Here is a 16,917-nt window from a genome sequence, read left to right on the forward strand (position 1 = left end):
TCGTGTGTGTCCGCGTCTGGATCAGACGGACTTGACGACCACGCTGGAGCAGATCTTGTCCGCGAACGTCTGCTTCTTCGCGTCCCAGATCGGCCACAGCCAGCCGAGGTAGCAGGCCAGGCTGTCCAGGAAGTGGGCGATGTAGCGGACGAACGCCATGCCGAAGCCGAGCGGCTGACCGTCAGCCTCGCGCAGCACGCGGATGTTGACCGCCTTCTTGCCGATCCACTGACCGGTCGTGCCCTCCTTGTACAGCTTGAAGAGGCCGAGCCCGATACCGATGATGACGCCGACGAAGACGAGGGCGCTGCCCGCGCCGCCGCCCACGCCTGCGCCGATGCCGACGAGGATGCCGTACGGAACGGAGATCACGATGCCGTCGATCAGCATGGCCGCGACCCGGCTCCACCAGCCGGCGAAGGCGGGCATGCCGCCGTAGCCGGGCTGCGGGTAGCCGCCGCCCTGGCCGTAGGGCTGGACCGGCGGGGCCTGCGGGTAGCCGTAACCCGGCTGACCCTGCGGCGGGACGCCCTGGGGGGCCTGCTGCGGGTAGCCGTAACCGGGCTGGCCCTGCGGCGGCTGGCCGGGCTGCTGCCCGTAGGGGTTGTTCGGGTTCGGGTCGCCGAAGCTCATCTGGGGCGTTCCTCCAACGGGATGTACGGGGACGAATGCGGCCGCGCGGAGGAAGAAAACATCAGCGGTCCGCCCCCCGGATACTTCTGCGGCACTGCGGCCTTCATCGTTATAAGCGGGAAGTAAGTTTGTCCAGTCGCTGCCCGAGAAGTTGTCCAAGTGCAACCTTGTGTCCACGTGCGGTATCTGCAATTGGTCCCCGGGCGGGGTCATCCGCGAGTATGGGGACATGACTGCCCAGATTCTCGATGGCAAGGCCACCGCAGCCGCGATCAAGTCCGATCTCACCGTCCGCGTGGCGGCCCTCAAGGCCCGGGGTATCACCCCCGGCCTGGGAACCCTGCTCGTCGGGGACGACCCGGGCAGCAGGTGGTACGTGAACGGCAAGCACAAGGACTGCGCCCAGGTCGGTATCGGCTCCATCCAGCGCGAACTCCCCGACACCGCCACGCAGGAGGAGATCGAGGACGTCGTCCGCGAGCTCAACGCCGATCCCGCGTGCACCGGTTACATCGTGCAGCTGCCCCTGCCCAAGGGCATCGACACCAACCGCGTCCTGGAACTCATGGACCCGGCCAAGGACGCCGACGGTCTGCACCCGATGAGCCTGGGCCGGCTCGTGCTCAACGAGCAGGGCCCGCTGCCCTGCACCCCGCAGGGCGTCGTGCAGCTGCTCCGCCACCACGGGGTCGAGATCAACGGCGCGCACGTCGTGGTCGTCGGACGCGGCGTCACGATCGGCCGGTCGATCCCGCTGCTGCTGACCCGCAAGTCCGAGAACGCCACGGTGACCCAGTGCCACACCGGTACCCGTGACCTCTCCTCCCACCTCCGCCAGGCCGACATCATCGTCGCCGCCGCGGGAGTGCCGCACATCATCAAGCCCGAGGACGTGAAGCCGGGTGCGGCCGTGCTCGACGTCGGCGTCAGCCGCGACGAGAACGGCAAGATCGTCGGCGACGTCCACCCCGGCGTGGCCGAGGTCGCCGCCTGGATCTCGCCGAACCCGGGCGGTGTCGGCCCGATGACCCGCGCGCAGTTGCTCGTCAACGTGGTCGAGGCGGCCGAGCACGCCGCCGACGCCGCAGACGCCGTCTGATCCGATCCGGAAGGAACCCCATGGGTGCTGGTACGAGTCCGGCCGACCGGGCCGCCTCGGCGACCGGGCCGGCCGACGGGCAGGCCGAGGGCGCGGCCGGAGCGCCCGCGCCGGATGCGGTCGACGGCCCCGCGGCAGTCGTGGCCGACGACTCGGCGGGCGACACGGCAGTCGTGGCCGACGCGGCCGACAGCCCCGCGGAGGCCCCGGACGTCCGCACCGGCAGCCACCCGGAGACCGGCGCCGCCGCGACCCCCGCGACCGCGTCGGCGCGCCGGTCGCGGCGCTTCCCGTCGTTCACCCGGGACACCGCGCGTCCCGAGGGCGGCGGCCGGGCGGCGGGCGGGGACGCCCCCGCGCCCGCCCGTCAGTGGCCGCTGCTCGCCGTGCTCTGCACGGCCGGGGCCGGTCTGCTGATCGTGGCCGCCGACCCCTTCGACGAGGCCTTCCGGATCGGCACGATCCTGATCGGCGTGGCGCTCGTCGGGGGCGCGGTCCTGCGTCTGGTGGTGCCTTCGGTGGGCATGCTCGCGGTGCGTTCCCGCTTCACCGACCTGGTGACGTACGGACTGCTGGGCGTCCTCATCGTGATGCTGTCGCTCATGGCGCAGCCCAAGCCGTGGCTGGACATCCCGGTCCTGGAGGACGCGGTCCACTTCGCGATCCGCTGAGGCCGTGCCCGCTGGGCGTGCTCCGTCAGGCCGTGCCTGCCGGCAGGTCTCTGCAAGGCCGTGCCCGCTGGGCGGTGACCCTCAGGCCGTGCGCCGTGCGCCGTGCCCATGGGGCGGTGTCCGTCCCCTCCCCCGAGAAGGGACGGACACCATGGACGAGGCGCACCGGGGCGAAACGCTCCGGAAAGTGGCGAGTTGAGCGGCCTTGCCCCGTCCTGACTCCAGCCTTGTCGACGGGGATCAAGGGTTCAAGGGATGGCTGTGGCCTGTGGCACGGAAGTGACCATTCCGCCACGGTGTGATCGCTCGGCAACGGTGGCACACTGGCCCGGTCGCCACGGCGGGGGCGTGCGAAGGCGCGCCCGGCCGCCTGAGTGCCACCGTGCGCTCCTTTCCCAGGAACTGGCAGTCAGCGTTCGCGCATCTACCTGGGTAGTCCGGAACGGAAGACCACCGGTTTCGGGCAGGGGGGCAGGCCGTGCGCGGCGCAGCGGAAGCCCGTAGGCAAGTGGGGGGAAGTGGGGAAGTAATGCCTCGTTGGAAGGCACTGCCGGAGGAGCTCGACCCGCAGATCCGGGAGTTCACCGGCCAGCTGCGCAGACTCGTCGACCGCAGCGGCCTGAGCATCGCGGCGGTGGCCGACCGCACGGGCTACAGCAAGACGTCGTGGGAGCGGTATCTGAACGGCCGGCTGCTCGCCCCGCGCGGGGCGATCGTCGCGCTCGGCGAGGTGACCGGGACCAATCAGACCCATCTGAACACCATGTGGGAGCTGGCGGAACGGGCCTGGAGCCGTGCCGAGATGCGCCACGACATGACGATGGAGGCCATCCGGATCACCCAGGCGCGGGCCGCTCTCGACGAGGCCGGGGGCCCGCGCGGCCACGGCCGGAGCCGTCCCTCCGGTGCCGTCGGTACGGCGGGACCGGCCGCCGGAGGAGGCGGCTCGCCGTCCGTACCGGCTCAGCGCGGGTCCCTGCCGCGGGTGACGCAGCAGCCGCAGGCCGTGCCGGGCGCCGCGCCGGGCCACGGCCTGCCGCCCGCCGTGGCCTTCGCCGCGGGCCTCGGCGGACAGCCGCCGCCACCGACGCGCCGAGGCGGAGGCCGCAGGACGGCCGTGATCGCGGCGGTCGTGGTGGGCGTCCTGCTCGCGGTCACCGGCGCGGTGCTGCTGCTCGGCCAGGACGGCGACTCCGAGGGTGCCGAGGCCGCGCACACGCCTTCCCCGACGCCGACGAGCAGCGCACCGGTACTGCCGCCCGCCGGGGTCGAGTGCAGCGGTGCCACGTGCGCGGGCCAGGACCCCGAGGACATGGGCTGCGGCGGCGAGCACGTCCGTACGCTCTCCAGCGCCACCGTCGGCACGAGCGTCATAGAGGTGCGGTACAGCGAGCCCTGCGCGGCGGCGTGGGCCCGGATCACCAAGGCGGCCCCCGGCGACGTCGTGGAGATCACGGCGGGCGACGCGGGGCAGAAGGGAACGGCGGACGCGGCCGCGGCGGCGTACACGCCGATGGTCGAGGTGAAGCGGACCGCCGACGTCCGGGCGTGCGCCACGCTCGCGTCCGGTACGCAGGGGTGCACGGCCGGGGCGTCCCAGTAGGCAGACGCGCGGGCGGACCGCCGCGACCGGCGGGGTGAGCGGGGAGTGACCGGTTGTGTGCGGTGCCACAGGGGGGCGGGCGGCCGCAAGGTTCCGGGTCGGATAGCCTGACCGCTGGATATCTCTTCACATCAAGATTCAGGGATGTCCAGCACCCGGGGCCAGGAGCCCCCACCGCCAGCTGTCTAACGGAGATCGCCATGACCCGCACTCCCGTGAATGTCACCGTGACCGGCGCAGCCGGCCAGATCGGCTACGCGCTGCTCTTCCGCATCGCCTCCGGCCACCTGCTCGGCCCGGACGTGCCGGTCAACCTGCGTCTCCTGGAGATCCCGCAGGGGCTGAAGGCCGCCGAGGGCACCGCGATGGAGCTCGACGACTGCGCCTTCCCGCTGCTGCGCAACATCGAGATCACCGATGACGCCAACGTCGGCTTCGCCGGCGCGAACGTCGCCCTGCTCGTCGGCGCCCGCCCGCGCACCAAGGGCATGGAGCGCGGCGACCTGCTCTCCGCCAACGGCGGCATCTTCAAGCCCCAGGGCAAGGCGATCAACGACAACGCCGCGGACGACATCAAGGTCCTCGTCGTCGGCAACCCGGCCAACACCAACGCGCTCATCGCGCAGGCCGCCGCCCCGGACGTCCCCGCGGAGCGTTTCACCGCGATGACCCGTCTGGACCACAACCGCGCGATCTCGCAGCTGGCCGCCAAGACCGGTGCCGCCGTCTCCGACATCAAGAAGCTGACGATCTGGGGCAACCACTCGGCCACCCAGTACCCGGACATCTTCCACGCGGAGGTCGGCGGGAAGAACGCCGCCGAGCTCGTCAACGACGAGGCGTGGCTGGCCGACACCTTCATCCCGACCGTCGCCAAGCGCGGCGCCGCGATCATCGAGGCCCGTGGCGCGTCCTCGGCCGCCTCGGCCGCGAACGCCGCCATCGACCACGTGCACACCTGGGTCAACGGCACCGCCGCGGGCGACTGGACCTCCATGGGCATCCCGTCGGACGGCTCCTACGGCGTCCCCGAGGGCATCATCTCGTCCTTCCCCGTCACCACGGAGAACGGCACGTACAAGATCGTCCAGGGCCTGGACATCAACGAGTTCTCCCGTGCGCGCATCGACGCGTCGGTGAAGGAGCTCACCGAGGAGCGCGACGCGGTTCGCGAGCTCGGCCTGATCTGATCCGTCCGTCCCCCAGGGACACGCGGACGCCCCCGCCCCCGGCAGCAGTGAGTCGCTGCCGGGGGCGGGGGCGTCTTCCGGTACGGGCGGGGCCCTCAGTCCGTGCGGAGCCCGTCGGCGAACCCGCCCAGTGCCGCCATGGCCCGGCGCTGCAGACCGGGACCGAAGGTGACGCGGGCGGCGCCCAGTTCACCCAGGCACCGCGGCCCCGGACCGTCCGGCCGGGCGAGCGCGTTCAGCGGCACCGGAACGGCGGCGGCCAGACGGGGGAGCGCCTCGGCCGGCGCCATGATCGGGTAGACGCCGTCGGCGCCCGCCGCCACGTACAGCAGCGCACGGCGCACGGTCTCGGCCTCCTGGTCCGTGCCGTCCGGGACGCCGGTGACGTACGTGTCCACCCGGGCGTTGACGAACAGCGCGTCGCCGGCGACCGCCCGCACCTCCGCCAGCCGGTCCGCCTGCCACCGGGCGTCCACGAGGACCCCGTCCACCGTGTCCTCCAGATTGCAGCCGACGGCCCCGGCGGTGAGCAGCCGCTCCACCAGCTCCCGGGGCGCCAGCCCGTACCCGGCCTCGATGTCGGCCGACACGGGTACGGGGACGGCGCGGGCGATCCGCCCCACCGCCGCGAACATCTCGGCGGCGGGCGTGGCCCCGTCCTCGTACCCGAGCGAGGCCGCGACCCCCGCACTCGGGGTGGCCAGGGCGGGGAACCCCGCGTCGGCGAGGACGCGGGCGCTCGCGGCGTCCCACGGGCCGGGGAGGACCAGCGGATCGCCGGGAGCGCGGCCGAGGTGCAGCGCGCGGAGGTCGGAGGCGGTCATCGCGGAAGGCTCCTGAGGTGGGTGGTGCGGGTGGGGAGTGGCCGGCTCAGTGGTCGCCGGGCGTGTAGTGGCCCGGGACCATGCGCGTGGTCACGGCGAACCGGTTCCAGGCGTTGATCGCGATGATCGCGGCGATGAGGTGGGCGAGCTCGGTCTCGTCGAAGTGCTTGGCGGCCTTGGCGTACACCTCGTCGGGCACGAAGCCGTCGGTCAGGACGGTGACCGCCTCGGTCAGCTCGATCGCCGCGATCTCCTTCGGCGTGTAGAAGTGCTGCGACTCCTCCCAGGCGCTGAGCTGCACGATCCGCTGCACGGACTCACCCGCGGCGAGCGCGTCCTTGGTGTGCATGTCGAGGCAGAACGCGCAGTGGTTGAGCTGCGAGGACCGGATCTTCACGAGCTCGGCCACGACCGGGTCGAGCCCCTTGGCGGCCGCGCCGTCCATGCGGGCCATCGCCTTGTAGACGTCGGGGGCGTGCTGGGTCCACTGCATGCGCGGGGTGTGCTCGGCGGTGTACTCGGAGGTCGTGGGGCTGTTCTCGTTCGTCGTCATGGATATGACGCTACGCGGTCAGTGGCGCACCTGTATGGTCCATTTCCATGACGGATCCCTGGGCCACTTTCGGTGCCGACCTGCATCTCGACCTGACCGGGTCGACCGGGCTGCGGACCGGTCTCATGGACGCACTGCGGGAGGCCGCCCGGACCGGCCGGCTCGCGCCCGGGACCCGGCTGCCCTCGTCCAGGACCCTCGCCGCCGACCTCGGCATCGCCCGCAACACCGTCGCCGACGCCTACGCGGAACTGGTCGCCGAGGGCTGGCTCACCGCCCGGCAGGGGTCCGGCACCCGGGTGGCGCAGCGGTCCGAGCCCCGCCCGTCCGCCACCAGGGCGACGCGCAGCCGGCCGCCCCGCAGCACTCCCGCGTACAGCCTGATGCCGGGCTCGCCCGACCTGGCCACCTTCCCGCGCGCCGCATGGCTGAAGGCGGCCCGCCGCGCCGTCACCCGCGCACCCAACGACGCCTTCGGCTACGGCGATCCGCGCGGCCGCATCGAGCTGCGCACCGTGCTCGCCGACTATCTGGCACGGGCCCGCGGCGTCTACGCGGATCCCGAACACATCGTGGTCTGCGCCGGCTTCGTCCACGGGCTGAGGATGATGGGCACGGTGCTGCGGGAGCGCCGGGTGCGTGAGGTGGCCGTCGAGTCGTACGGACTGGCCCCGCACACGGGCCTGCTCACCGGCGCCGGGCTGCGCACCCCCTGCCTGCCGCTCGACGGACTGGGCTCCCGGACCGGCGAACTGCACGGGATACGGGGCGCGGGCGCCGTGCTCCTGACACCCGCGCACCAGTTCCCGACGGGCGTGCCGCTCCACCCCGACCGGCGGGCCGCGGCCGTGGACTGGGCGCGCAGCACCGGCGGGCTGATCCTGGAGGACGACTACGACGGGGAGTTCCGCTACGACCGCCAGCCGGTCGGCGCGCTCCAGGGACTGGACCCCGAACGCGTCGTGTACCTGGGGACGGCGAGCAAGTCCCTGGCACCGGGGCTGCGGCTGGGGTGGATGGTGGTGCCGCCCTCGCTGGTGGGCGAGGTGACCGCGGCCAAGGGCTGGAGCGACTGGGCGTCGAGCGCGCTGGACCAGCTGACCCTCGCGGAGTTCATCGCCTCCGGCGCGTACGACCGGCATGTGCGGTCCATGCGGCTGCGCTACCGCAACCGCCGCGACCAGCTGGTCGCGGCGCTCGCCGAGCGGGCGCCGTCCATCCGGGTCAGCGGGATCGCCGCCGGGCTCCACGCCGTGCTCGAACTCCCCGAGGGCAGCGAGGCCGAGGTGGTCCGGGCGGCGGCCTGGCAGGGACTCGCGGTGCAGGGCCTGTCCTTCTTCCGGCACCCGGACGCCGCGGTACGGCGCGAGGCGCTGGTCATCGGGTACGGAACGCCGGCCGACAGCGCCTGGACGGGCGCCCTGGACGCCTTGTGCCGGATCCTGCCGTGAGGGTGCGGGGCCCTGAGCGGCGCGGGGCTCTCTGACGGGGTGGGGTCCTGAGCGCTGCGGGCCCTGGCGGTGCGTGGTCCTGGGTGGCGCGAGGCACTGAGCGGACCGGGCCCCCGCGCGTACGGAGCGCGGGCGGGCCCGCCACGGCGGACGGGTCCGTGCCCGCCCGCCGTGGCGCGGACCCGCACCAGGCCTCCGCGCCCGCCCGCCGCGGTGCGGACCGCACCGCACCAAGCCCCCTCCCCGCGATCAGCCCCGCAGCACCTCACGCAGCTGCTCCAGACCCCAGTCCAGATCCTCCTTGCTGATCACCAGCGGTGGCGCGATCCGGATCGTCGAGCCATGGGTGTCCTTCACCAGCACCCGCCGGTCCATCAGCCTTTCGGAGATCTCCCGGCCCGTACCGCGGGCCGGATCGATGTCGACGCCCGCCCACAGCCCGTGGCCCCGCACCGCCTCCACCGCGCCGCCGCCCACCAGCAGGCCCAGCTCCTGATGGAGGTGCTCGCCCAGCTCGGCGGCCCGCTGCTGGTACTCGCCGGTGCGCAGCATCGCGACGACCTCCAGCGCGACCGCGCACGCCAGCGGATTGCCGCCGAACGTCGAGCCGTGCTCCCCGGGCCGGTAGATCCCCAGCACCGCGGCGGACGAGACCACGGCCGACACCGGCACCACCCCTCCGCCCAGTGCCTTGCCCAGCACGTACATGTCGGGGACGACACCCTCGTGCTCGCACGCGAACGTCTTCCCGGTCCGGCCGAGGCCCGACTGGATCTCGTCCGCGATGAACAGCACGTTCCGCTCGCGGGTCAGTTCCCGGACCCCCGGGAGATAGCCGGGCGGCGGGACGAGGACCCCGGCCTCGCCCTGGATCGGCTCCAGCAGCACCGCCACGGTGTTCTCGGTCATCGCCTCCCGCAGCGCGGTCAGATCCCCGTACGGCACGATCTCGAACCCCGGGGTGTACGGACCGAAGTCCGCGCGTGCCTCGTGGTCCGTGGAGAAGCTGATGATCGTCGTCGTCCGGCCGTGGAAGTTGTCGGAGGCGACGATGATCTTCGCCATCCCGTCCGGGACGCCCTTGACCCGGTAGCCCCACTTGCGGGCGGTCTTCACGGCGGTCTCCACGGCCTCCGCGCCGGTGTTCATCGGCAGGACCATCTCCATGCCGCACAGCTCGGCGAGCCGCGTACAGAAGTCGGCGAACCGGTCGTGGTGGAAGGCCCGTGAGGTGAGGGTCACCCGCTCCAGCTGGGCCTTGGCCGCGTCGAGCAGCCGGCGGTTGCCGTGGCCGAAATTGAGTGCCGAGTATCCGGCGAGCATGTCGAGGTAGCGCCGGCCCTCGACGTCGGTCATCCAGGCGCCGTCCGCCGTCGCGACGACGACGGGCAGCGGATGGTAGTTGTGCGCGCTGTGCGCCTCGGCGGAGGCGATGGCGGTTTCCGTGGTCGACACGGGATCTCCGTTCGTCGTGCGGCCCGGGCTGGGATGGTGCCCACTTTGTATCGTCGGTCGGATCCCGCACGAGGAAACCTTCACTGCGCGGCGCGCCCGCGATTTCGGCGGTGGTGAGGACCTCCGGCCTGTCCGCAGGACCCCCTCGGGCGTCCTCACGCCTTTCTTACACCGGCTGCCCGAGATCGCTTCCGTACCTGAGACAATGACTTCCATGGCCTCTGAACGTCCCCGTGTGCTCTCCGGAATCCAGCCCACCGCAGGCTCGTTCCACCTCGGCAACTACCTCGGCGCGGTCCGCCAGTGGGTGGCCCTGCAGGATTCCCACGACGCCTTCTACATGGTGGTCGACCTGCACGCGATCACCGTCCCGCAGGACCCCGCGGAGCTGCGTGCCAACACCAGGCTCGCCGTCGCGCAGCTGCTCGCCGCCGGGCTGGACCCGGAGCGCTGCACGCTCTTCGTCCAGAGCCATGTTCCCGAGCACGCCCAGCTCGGATGGGTCATGAACTGCCTGGCCGGATTCGGTGAGGCGTCCCGGATGACGCAGTTCAAGGACAAGTCGGCCAAGCAGGGCAGCGACCGCACCACGGTGGGGCTCTTCACCTATCCGCTGCTGATGGTCGCCGACATCCTGCTCTACCAGGCCGACCAGGTCCCGGTGGGCGAGGACCAGCGCCAGCACCTGGAGCTGACCCGCAACCTCGCCGAGCGGTTCAACGGCACCTACGGGGACACCTTCACCGTGCCGGACCCGTACATCCTCAAGGAGACGGCGAAGATCTACGACCTTCAGGACCCGTCCGCGAAGATGAGCAAGTCGGCGGCGACCACCAAGGGGCTGATCAACCTCCTCGACGAGCCGAAGATGACCGCCAAGAAGGTGAAGAGCGCCGTCACCGACACGGACAGCGTGGTCCGTTTCGACCAGGCCGAGAAGCCGGGTGTCAGCAATCTGCTGTCCATCTACTCGACGCTCACCGACACGTCCGTCGCCGACCTGGAGCAGAAGTACGAGGGCAAGGGCTACGGTGCGCTGAAGACCGATCTGGCCGAGGTCATGGTCGACTTCGTCACACCGTTCCGTACCCGCACCCAGGAATATCTCGACGACACCGAGACGCTGGACTCCATCCTGGCCAAGGGAGCGGAGAAGGCACGGGCCGTCGCCGCCGAGACCCTGGCGCGGACCTACGACCGCATGGGTCTTCTGCCGGTCAAGCACTGAGTCCAAGGACCCTGGCGCCAGGGTCCCCACAGGCGGCACACTGGCGGCGTAAAGCATGCGGCCGTCAGTGGCTGAAAACAGATGCTCGAGGATTGAGGAGAACGACGTGGGGACCGTAACGCTCGGCGTTTCGATCGCGGTCCCGGAGCCCTACGGCAGCCTGCTCCAGGAGCGGCGCGCGAGCTTCGGGGACCCTGCCGCTCACGGCATTCCCACCCACGTCACCCTCCTGCCGCCGACCGAGGCGGAGGCGGCCGACCTGCCCGCGATCGAGGCGCACCTCGCCGCCATCGCGACCGGCGGCCGCCCCTTCCCGATGCGGCTCTCCGGTACGGGCACCTTCCGCCCGCTCTCACCGGTCGTCTTCGTCCAGGTCGTCGAGGGCGCATCGGCCTGCTCCTGGCTCCAGAAGCGGGTCCGGGACGCCTCCGGGCCGCTGGTGCGCGAGCTCCAGTTCCCGTACCACCCGCACGTGACCGTGGCGCACGGCATCTCCGAAGCGGCGATGGACCGGGCCTACGCCGAGCTCGGCGACTACGAGGCGTCCTGGACCTGCGGTTCCTTCGCGCTGTACGAGCAGGGCCTGGACAGCGTCTGGCGCAAGGTCAACGAGTTCCCGTTCGGAGCGGGCGGCGCCGGCCCCGCCGTGCCCGCGCAGAGCGGCAGCTCCGTGGACGCGCCCTCGCTCCACACCTGAGCGGTCGGACCGCACGGCCGCCGCTCAGACCGGCAGCCGCCGGAACAGCGGCCGCGGCACATGCCGCAGCGCCGACATCACCGCCCGCAGCGCGCCCGGGACCCACACCGTCTCCGAACGCCGCCGCAGCCCCGTCACGATCGCGTCCGCGACCGCGTCCGGAGTGGTCACCAGCGGGGTGCGGGTGAACGGGATCATCGCGAGCGGGGCCCCGGACGCCGCGGCGCCCGACCCGGGCGGCGCGGTCGCCGGCCGGACGAGGCCGGGGCGTACGACCATCACGTGCACCCCCGTCCCGTGCAGGGCGTCCCCGAGTCCCTGCGCGAACGCGTCCAGGCCCGCCTTGCTCGACCCGTAGATGAAGTCCGCGCGCCGGGCGCGTTCCCCCGCCACCGAGGAGAGCACCACCAGCGAGCCGTGCCCCTGCGCCTGGAGTGCGCCGGCGCACACCAGGCCGGCGGAGACGGCGCCCGTGTAGTTCGTCTGGGCGACCCGGACCGCGGAGAGGGGTTCCTCCTCGTCACGCTCCTGGTCGCCGGGGATACCGAAGGCCAGGAGCACCATGTCGATGTCGCCCTCGGTGAAGATCTTGCCGAGCCCGGTCTCGTGCGACTCGGTGTCCAGCGCGTCGAAGTCGACGGTACGGACGTAGGCCCCCCGGCCGCGCAGTTCGGCCGCGGCCGACTCCAGGGCGGGGGAGGGGCGGCCGGCCAGCCAGACCGTGCGGGTGCGGCGGGAGATCAGGCGGCGTGCGGTCGCGAGCCCGATCTCCGATGTGCCGCCGAGGATGAGCAGGGACTGCGGGGCACCGAAGGCATCCTTCACGGGAACGCTCCTTGAGGCGGGGGGATGGAAAGCGGAGGAGGAACCCCTCTCCGCGGTCCGGGGGTTCGGCCCGGAGCTGCCGGAACGCGTCCAGCCGGGGATACATCGCGGCCAGCGTGTCGGGGCGCAGCCGGGAGTCCGCTGTCAGACAGACCCGGCCACCCGCCGCCGCCACCTCCTCGTCCAGCCGGTCGAGGAAGCGGGCCAGTCCCGGCAGGGCCGCGGGCAGGTCGAGGGCGAGGCTCCAGCCGGGTTCCGGGAACGACAGCCAGCCGGGATCGCCCGGGCCGAACCGCCCGAGCGCGGCGGTGAACGACGGGAAGCGCCGCTGCGAGATCCGTCCGACGATCCGGCGCAGTGTCTCGGCCCGCTTGTCCCCGACGGTGAACTCGTAGCGCACGAGGCCGCCCCGGCCGTGGATCCGGTAGCCGTGCGCGGTGGTGTCCAGCGGGTGGAAGAAGGCGGAGATCCGCTGGAGTTCACCCGTGCGGGACCGGGGTGCGCGGCGGTACCGCACCTCGTTGAACGCGGCGGCGGACATCCGGCCCAGCAGCCCTCCGGACACGGCGTCCGGCACGGCGAGATGAGTGGCGGGCGGCTCGGCCGACCGGAAGGTGAGCGGTGTGCGCCGGGCGTGCGCCGGGAGCATGTGCAGGGGCGCGTGCTCCCCCCGGGTCAGGACGCCGCGTCCCGTCGACCGGCCCCGGGCGGTCAGGTCGACCCAGGCGGACGCATAGCGGTGGCGGCGGCTCCCGGCGGCGAGCCTCGTCATCAGGTCGTCGAGATCCAGGGCCCGTTCGGTGTCGACCGACATCAGGGACGTCGCGACGGGATGGAACCGCAGCGTGGCCGAGAGGATCACCCCGGTCAGCCCCAGACCGCCCGCGGTCGCGTCGAAGAGCGGTGTGCCGGGGAGGACCGTACGGATCCGGCCGTCCGCGGTGAGGAGTTCGCACGCGACGACATGGCGGGAGAAGGAGCCCGCGGTGCGGTGGTTGTGACCGTGGACGTCGGACCCGATCGCCCCGCCCACCGTGCTGTACCGGTTGCCGGGCACCACCGGCAGGAACCAGCCGAGCGGCAGCAGCACCTCCAGCAGCCGGTGCAGGCTCACCCCCGCGTCGCACACCACGAGCCCGGCCCCGGCGTCGATGGTGCGGATCCGGTCCAGCCCCGTCATGTCGAGGACGGAACCCCCGGCGTTCTGCGCGGCGTCGCCGTGCGCCCGGCCGAGGCCACGGGCGATCGAGCCGCGCGGCCCGCAGCCGCGCACCGCGGCGACCGCCTCCTCGTGACTACGGGGGTGAAAGCGCAGGGCGGCCGTCGGGGCGGTGCGGCCCCAGCCGGTCAGGGACACGGTGTCGACAGACATGAGGGTGACCGTATCGCCCGAGAAAACACCTTTGAGGGATTTGTTACAACACTCACCGAAATGGGTGATTGAGGGGGCGTCATCACCCCCGCGGCACACCGGACGCCGGTTTTCGGTGCCCGGGAGGGTAGTCGTACGACATGGACTGGCTGAAAAAACTCCCCGTCATCGGGCCGCTCGTCTCCCGGCTGATGGAGACGCACGCCTGGCGCAGCTACGAGACGCTGGAACGGGTCCACTGGGCGAGGCTCGCCGCAGCGATCACGTTCATCAGCTTCCTGGCGCTCTTCCCGCTCATCGCGGTCGCCGCGGCCATCGGCGCGGCGCTGCTCTCGGACAAGCAGCTCGACAAGATCGAGGACAAGGTCGCCGACCAGGTGCCCGGCATCTCCGACCAGCTCGGCATCGACAACCTGGTGGCGCACGCGGGGACGGTCGGGCTGGTGGCCGGTGCGCTGCTGCTCTTCACCGGCGTCGGCTGGATCGGCTCGATGCGGGACTGCCTGCGCGCCGTCTGGGGCCTGGACGACGTGGACCAGGGCAACCCCGTCCTGCGCAAACTCAAGGACGCCGGAGTGCTGTTCGGGCTGGGCGGGGCGGCCCTGGTGACGCTCGCGATCTCCTCGGTCGGCTCCGTCGCCGTCGGCCGGGTCGCCGATCTGCTGGGCATCCCGGAGAACGGGGCGGGCGGCGTGCTGCTGCGCGTCGCGGCCCTGCTGGTGGCGGTCGTCGCCGACTTCCTGCTGCTGCTCTACCTGCTGACCCTGCTGCCCGGCGTCGAACCGCCGCGGCGCCGGCTCGTGGTGGCCGGGCTGATCGGCGCGGTCGGCTTCGAACTGCTCAAGCTGCTGCTCGGCAGCTATATGAAGGGCGTCGCCTCGAAGAGCATGTACGGGGCCTTCGGCGTCCCGATCGCCTTGCTGCTGTGGATCAACTTCACGGCGAAGCTGCTGCTGTTCTGCGCCGCCTGGACGGCCACGCGGAGCAAGGAGGAAGCCGGAACGGAGGCCGCCGGCGAGCAAACCGACGCGGCGGATGCCGCCGGGAGGAAGGAACCCGGCGGCAGCACCCTCAGCGGCGGGGAAGGCGGCGCACCAGGTCCGGCAGCGGCCAGCGCCGGTTGACCAGGAACGCCGCCCCGGCCACCAGGACGAGCGCTCCGCCGGCGATCCCGAGGGCGATGCCGATCCCGCCGGAACGGTCGGTGGCCGCGGCGGCCTTCGTGGTCCCGGGGCCGTTGCCGCCCTTGTCCGCGGCGGGCTTCTCCGCCTGGGCGCCCTTGCCCGTCCCCGTGCCGGTGTCGGCGGACCTCGGCGGAACGAGCTCGCCGACCGGAGTGACCTTGCCGCCGGCCGCGAAGCCCCAGTCGAGCAGGCTCGCCGCTTCCTTGTAGACGGCGTGCGTCTCGTCGGACGACGGGTTCATGACGGTGACGAGCAGCACCTTGCCGTCGCGCTCGGCGACGCCGGTGAAGGTGTTCCCGGCGTGCGTCGTGTAGCCGTTCTTGACGCCCGCGATGCCCTTGTACGCGGTGACCCCGTCGGCCCCGGTGAGCAGCCGGTTGGTGTTCTGGATGCCGAAGCTCTCGCGCTCCTTGCCCTTCTTCTGCTCYCCGGGGAACTGGGCCGTCGCGGTCGCGCAGTACTCGCGGAAGTCCGCCTTCTGCATCCCGCTGCGGGCGAACAGCGTCAGGTCGTACGCGCTGGAGACCTGGTTGGGGGCGTCGTACCCGTCGGGCGAGACCACGGTGGTGTCCAGGGCCTGGAGCTCCTCCGCGTGCGCCTGCATGTCGGTGACCGTCTTGGGGACGCCCCCGTACATCGAGGCCAGCACGTGCACCGCGTCGTTGCCCGAACGCAGGAAGACCCCGAGCCACAGGTCGTGCACCGTGTAGGGAAGGTCCTCCTTGACGCCGACCAGGCTGCTGCCCTCGCCGAGGTCGGCCAGGTCCGCGTCCTGCACCGTGTACTCACGGGTCTTCGGCTGGAGCGCCGGCGCCTCCATCACGGTGTCGGCGAAGAGCATCTTCAGCGTGGATGCCGGGGGCAGCCGCCAGTGCGGATTGTGGGACGCGAGCACGTCGCCGGTCTCCGCGTCCGAGACCATCCAGGACCTGCCGGTCAGCTTCTTCGGCAGGACGGGGGCGCCGGCACCGAGATTGACCTGGGTCCCGCTCAGGCCGAGCTGTGCGCCACCGACCTGCGACATGCCGGTGGGCGGCTTCGGCTCGTCGTCCGTGGTGTCCTGACCGACCGCCGACGCGGGACCGACGAGGAAGACGGACAGCAAAGCGGCAGAGGTGACCGACAGAGCGGCCTTCTTGAGAGCTGGCACGGTCGAAAACGTACATGCAGTTGATCTGAATATGGATACCGGAGGTATGACCCGCCGTGCGTACCGCCGGGACAGCCCACCCCGGGCGAGGCGGCGGGAGCGGGACGGAGATACTGAGTCCATGAAGCTCAGCCGCCCCGTTTCCTGGTTCCTGCTCGCCTTCGGGGTGTGGAGCTGGTTCATCTGGGTCACTTTCGTCAAGAACCTGTGGAAGGACGGCAGTGGTCTCGCGTTCGACGACGCCGGTGACCCGACCGCCTACTTCTGGGTTCATCTGCTGCTCGCCATCACGTCCTTTCTCCTGGGGACGGCCGTGGGAGTGATCGGGTTCCGTGGCGTCAGGGCCCTGCGCGCCCAAGGCGCGTAGCGCGTCGGCTTCCGGCCCGGTCCGCATGCGGTACAAACGGGAACGAACTAGGCGGGGGAGTACGCATGGCGGTCCTGGGTTTCGTGCTGGCGGCGGTCGCGGTGCTCGTGCTGCTGGTCCTCGTCCACCGCTATGTGTGGCGCCGCCTCGTCGGTGACACCACGACAGCGGGCAGCCTGCCGCGCAGGGCCGGCACGGTCGCGGCGTACGTCCTGCCGCTGCTGAGCGTGGGCGCCCTGGTCTCCGGGCGTACGGGCACGCCGTTCCGGCTCCAGCAGGTGCTGGCCTGGCCCGGCTATCTGTGGCTGGCCGCCCTGCTCTACCTGACGCTTGCCCTGCTGGCCGGGGAACTCGTACGCCCCCTGCTGAGCCGGCTGCTCGCCCGTCGGTCCGGTGACGCGCCGGAGGCGGCGACGGGGGCCAGTCCCGCGCCGGATTCGGCGGAGAATATTTCCGCCGAATCCGTAACCGCCGCACACGGGTCCACCGCCACCACCACGGCCCCGCCGGCCTCCTCGCCCCTCGCCACGGCTGCGGCACCCCCGACAGCCCGCCACCACCACGGCCCCGCCGGCCTCCTCGCCCCTCGCCACGGCTGCGGCACCCCCGACAGCC

General features: G+C 72.1%; 15 protein-coding genes and 2 pseudogenes. 10 read left to right on the forward strand and 7 right to left on the reverse strand.

All coding sequences use genetic code 11. The annotated features are described in order from the left end of the window. Positions 1 to 21: 21 nt before the first annotated feature. Positions 22 to 633, reverse strand: coding sequence for an RDD family protein (locus EAO72_RS30460; RefSeq protein WP_148020309.1), 612 nt, complete (start codon positions 631 to 633; stop codon positions 22 to 24). A 229-nt stretch (positions 634 to 862) separates the two neighbouring features. On the opposite strand from EAO72_RS30460, the gene EAO72_RS30465 reads away from it, so the two are divergent. The 4 genes from EAO72_RS30465 to EAO72_RS30480 all read left to right on the forward strand — a co-directional run bounded on the left by EAO72_RS30465 (position 863) and on the right by EAO72_RS30480 (position 5,196). Next, complete coding sequence (locus EAO72_RS30465; protein WP_148020310.1) at positions 863 to 1,732, forward strand: bifunctional methylenetetrahydrofolate dehydrogenase/methenyltetrahydrofolate cyclohydrolase; 870 nt, start codon at positions 863 to 865, stop codon at positions 1,730 to 1,732. A 20-nt stretch (positions 1,733 to 1,752) separates the two neighbouring features. Continuing rightward, positions 1,753 to 2,403, forward strand: a complete 651-nt coding sequence (locus EAO72_RS30470) for a DUF3017 domain-containing protein (RefSeq protein WP_148020311.1) — start codon at positions 1,753 to 1,755, stop codon at positions 2,401 to 2,403. A 529-nt stretch (positions 2,404 to 2,932) separates the two neighbouring features. Continuing rightward, positions 2,933 to 4,006, forward strand: a complete 1,074-nt coding sequence (locus EAO72_RS30475; protein WP_148020312.1) for a helix-turn-helix domain-containing protein — start codon at positions 2,933 to 2,935, stop codon at positions 4,004 to 4,006. A gap of 200 nt (positions 4,007 to 4,206) precedes the next feature. Further along, complete coding sequence (locus tag EAO72_RS30480) at positions 4,207 to 5,196, forward strand: malate dehydrogenase (RefSeq protein WP_148020313.1); 990 nt, start codon at positions 4,207 to 4,209, stop codon at positions 5,194 to 5,196. 95 nt (positions 5,197 to 5,291) lie between these two features. Here the strand turns inward: EAO72_RS30480 and EAO72_RS30485 are convergent, their stop codons facing one another. Together EAO72_RS30485 and EAO72_RS30490 are read right to left on the reverse strand one after the other, a co-directional pair. Further along, on the reverse strand, positions 5,292 to 6,020 hold the full coding sequence (locus EAO72_RS30485; RefSeq protein WP_148020314.1) for an isocitrate lyase/PEP mutase family protein: 729 nt from the start codon (positions 6,018 to 6,020) through the stop codon (positions 5,292 to 5,294). Between the two features lie 46 nt (positions 6,021 to 6,066). Further along, positions 6,067 to 6,573 (reverse strand): carboxymuconolactone decarboxylase family protein, encoded by a 507-nt coding sequence (locus tag EAO72_RS30490; protein WP_148020315.1) that lies wholly within the window; start codon positions 6,571 to 6,573, stop codon positions 6,067 to 6,069. 47 nt (positions 6,574 to 6,620) lie between these two features. Between EAO72_RS30490 and pdxR the strand changes: the two genes are divergently transcribed. Next, the gene (pdxR, locus tag EAO72_RS30495) at positions 6,621 to 8,024 is read left to right on the forward strand and encodes a MocR-like pyridoxine biosynthesis transcription factor PdxR (RefSeq protein WP_148020316.1); all 1,404 of its coding nucleotides are present in this window, start codon (positions 6,621 to 6,623) and stop codon (positions 8,022 to 8,024) included. 249 nt (positions 8,025 to 8,273) lie between these two features. Here pdxR and rocD read toward each other — a convergent pair whose 3' ends face one another. After that, positions 8,274 to 9,479: an ornithine--oxo-acid transaminase gene (gene rocD, locus EAO72_RS30500; protein WP_148020317.1), complete on the reverse strand. Its 1,206-nt coding sequence runs from the start codon at positions 9,477 to 9,479 to the stop codon at positions 8,274 to 8,276. A 214-nt stretch (positions 9,480 to 9,693) separates the two neighbouring features. Here rocD and trpS point away from each other — a divergent pair, with 214 nt between their 5' ends. Then, a complete protein-coding gene (trpS, locus tag EAO72_RS30505) occupies positions 9,694 to 10,707 on the forward strand; it encodes a tryptophan--tRNA ligase (RefSeq protein ID WP_148020318.1) in 1,014 nt (337 codons plus the stop codon). Positions 10,708 to 10,813: 106 nt separating this feature from the next. Then, on the forward strand, positions 10,814 to 11,404 hold the full coding sequence (locus EAO72_RS30510) for a 2'-5' RNA ligase family protein (protein WP_148020319.1): 591 nt from the start codon (positions 10,814 to 10,816) through the stop codon (positions 11,402 to 11,404). 24 nt (positions 11,405 to 11,428) lie between these two features. On the opposite strand, the gene EAO72_RS30515 is transcribed toward EAO72_RS30510, so the two are convergent. Next, the gene (locus EAO72_RS30515) at positions 11,429 to 12,229 is read right to left on the reverse strand and encodes a decaprenylphospho-beta-D-erythro-pentofuranosid-2-ulose 2-reductase (protein WP_148020320.1); all 801 of its coding nucleotides are present in this window, start codon (positions 12,227 to 12,229) and stop codon (positions 11,429 to 11,431) included. 49 nt (positions 12,230 to 12,278) lie between these two features. Further along, positions 12,279 to 13,601: pseudogene (locus tag EAO72_RS30520) on the reverse strand (FAD-binding oxidoreductase); the annotation flags it as partial. A gap of 140 nt (positions 13,602 to 13,741) precedes the next feature. Between EAO72_RS30520 and EAO72_RS30525 the strand changes: the two are divergent. Continuing rightward, on the forward strand, positions 13,742 to 14,725 hold the full coding sequence (locus EAO72_RS30525) for a YihY/virulence factor BrkB family protein (RefSeq protein ID WP_148020321.1): 984 nt from the start codon (positions 13,742 to 13,744) through the stop codon (positions 14,723 to 14,725). Here EAO72_RS30525 and EAO72_RS30530 read toward each other — a convergent pair. Then, positions 14,673 to 15,935: a D-alanyl-D-alanine carboxypeptidase family protein gene (locus EAO72_RS30530; RefSeq protein ID WP_410090515.1), complete on the reverse strand. Its 1,263-nt coding sequence runs from the start codon at positions 15,933 to 15,935 to the stop codon at positions 14,673 to 14,675. The two genes, EAO72_RS30525 and EAO72_RS30530, sit on opposite strands and share 53 nt — an antisense overlap. A 121-nt stretch (positions 15,936 to 16,056) precedes the next feature. On the opposite strand from EAO72_RS30530, the gene EAO72_RS30535 reads away from it, so the two are divergent. Both EAO72_RS30535 and EAO72_RS43415 read left to right on the forward strand, forming a co-directional pair. Next, entirely contained in the window at positions 16,057 to 16,302 is a 246-nt protein-coding gene (locus tag EAO72_RS30535) for an SCO4848 family membrane protein (protein WP_148020323.1), read from the forward strand. Between the two features lie 65 nt (positions 16,303 to 16,367). After that, positions 16,368 to 16,917: pseudogene (locus EAO72_RS43415) on the forward strand (metallophosphoesterase); the annotation flags it as partial.

The organism is Streptomyces sp. OR43 (genome assembly GCF_008042275.1).
GTDB lineage: Bacteria > Actinomycetota > Actinomycetes > Streptomycetales > Streptomycetaceae > Streptomyces.

Coding starts and splice junctions, on each gene's coding strand:
- EAO72_RS30460 (WP_148020309.1), bottom strand. CDS start 633: ATGAGCTTCGGCGACCCGAACCCGAACAACCCCTACGGGCAGCAGCCC.
- EAO72_RS30465 (WP_148020310.1), top strand. CDS start 863: ATGACTGCCCAGATTCTCGATGGCAAGGCCACCGCAGCCGCGATCAAG.
- EAO72_RS30470 (WP_148020311.1), top strand. CDS start 1,753: ATGGGTGCTGGTACGAGTCCGGCCGACCGGGCCGCCTCGGCGACCGGG.
- EAO72_RS30475 (WP_148020312.1), top strand. CDS start 2,933: ATGCCTCGTTGGAAGGCACTGCCGGAGGAGCTCGACCCGCAGATCCGG.
- EAO72_RS30480 (WP_148020313.1), top strand. CDS start 4,207: ATGACCCGCACTCCCGTGAATGTCACCGTGACCGGCGCAGCCGGCCAG.
- EAO72_RS30485 (WP_148020314.1), bottom strand. CDS start 6,020: ATGACCGCCTCCGACCTCCGCGCGCTGCACCTCGGCCGCGCTCCCGGC.
- EAO72_RS30490 (WP_148020315.1), bottom strand. CDS start 6,573: ATGACGACGAACGAGAACAGCCCCACGACCTCCGAGTACACCGCCGAG.
- pdxR (WP_148020316.1), top strand. CDS start 6,621: ATGACGGATCCCTGGGCCACTTTCGGTGCCGACCTGCATCTCGACCTG.
- trpS (WP_148020318.1), top strand. CDS start 9,694: ATGGCCTCTGAACGTCCCCGTGTGCTCTCCGGAATCCAGCCCACCGCA.
- EAO72_RS30525 (WP_148020321.1), top strand. CDS start 13,742: ATGGACTGGCTGAAAAAACTCCCCGTCATCGGGCCGCTCGTCTCCCGG.
- EAO72_RS30535 (WP_148020323.1), top strand. CDS start 16,057: ATGAAGCTCAGCCGCCCCGTTTCCTGGTTCCTGCTCGCCTTCGGGGTG.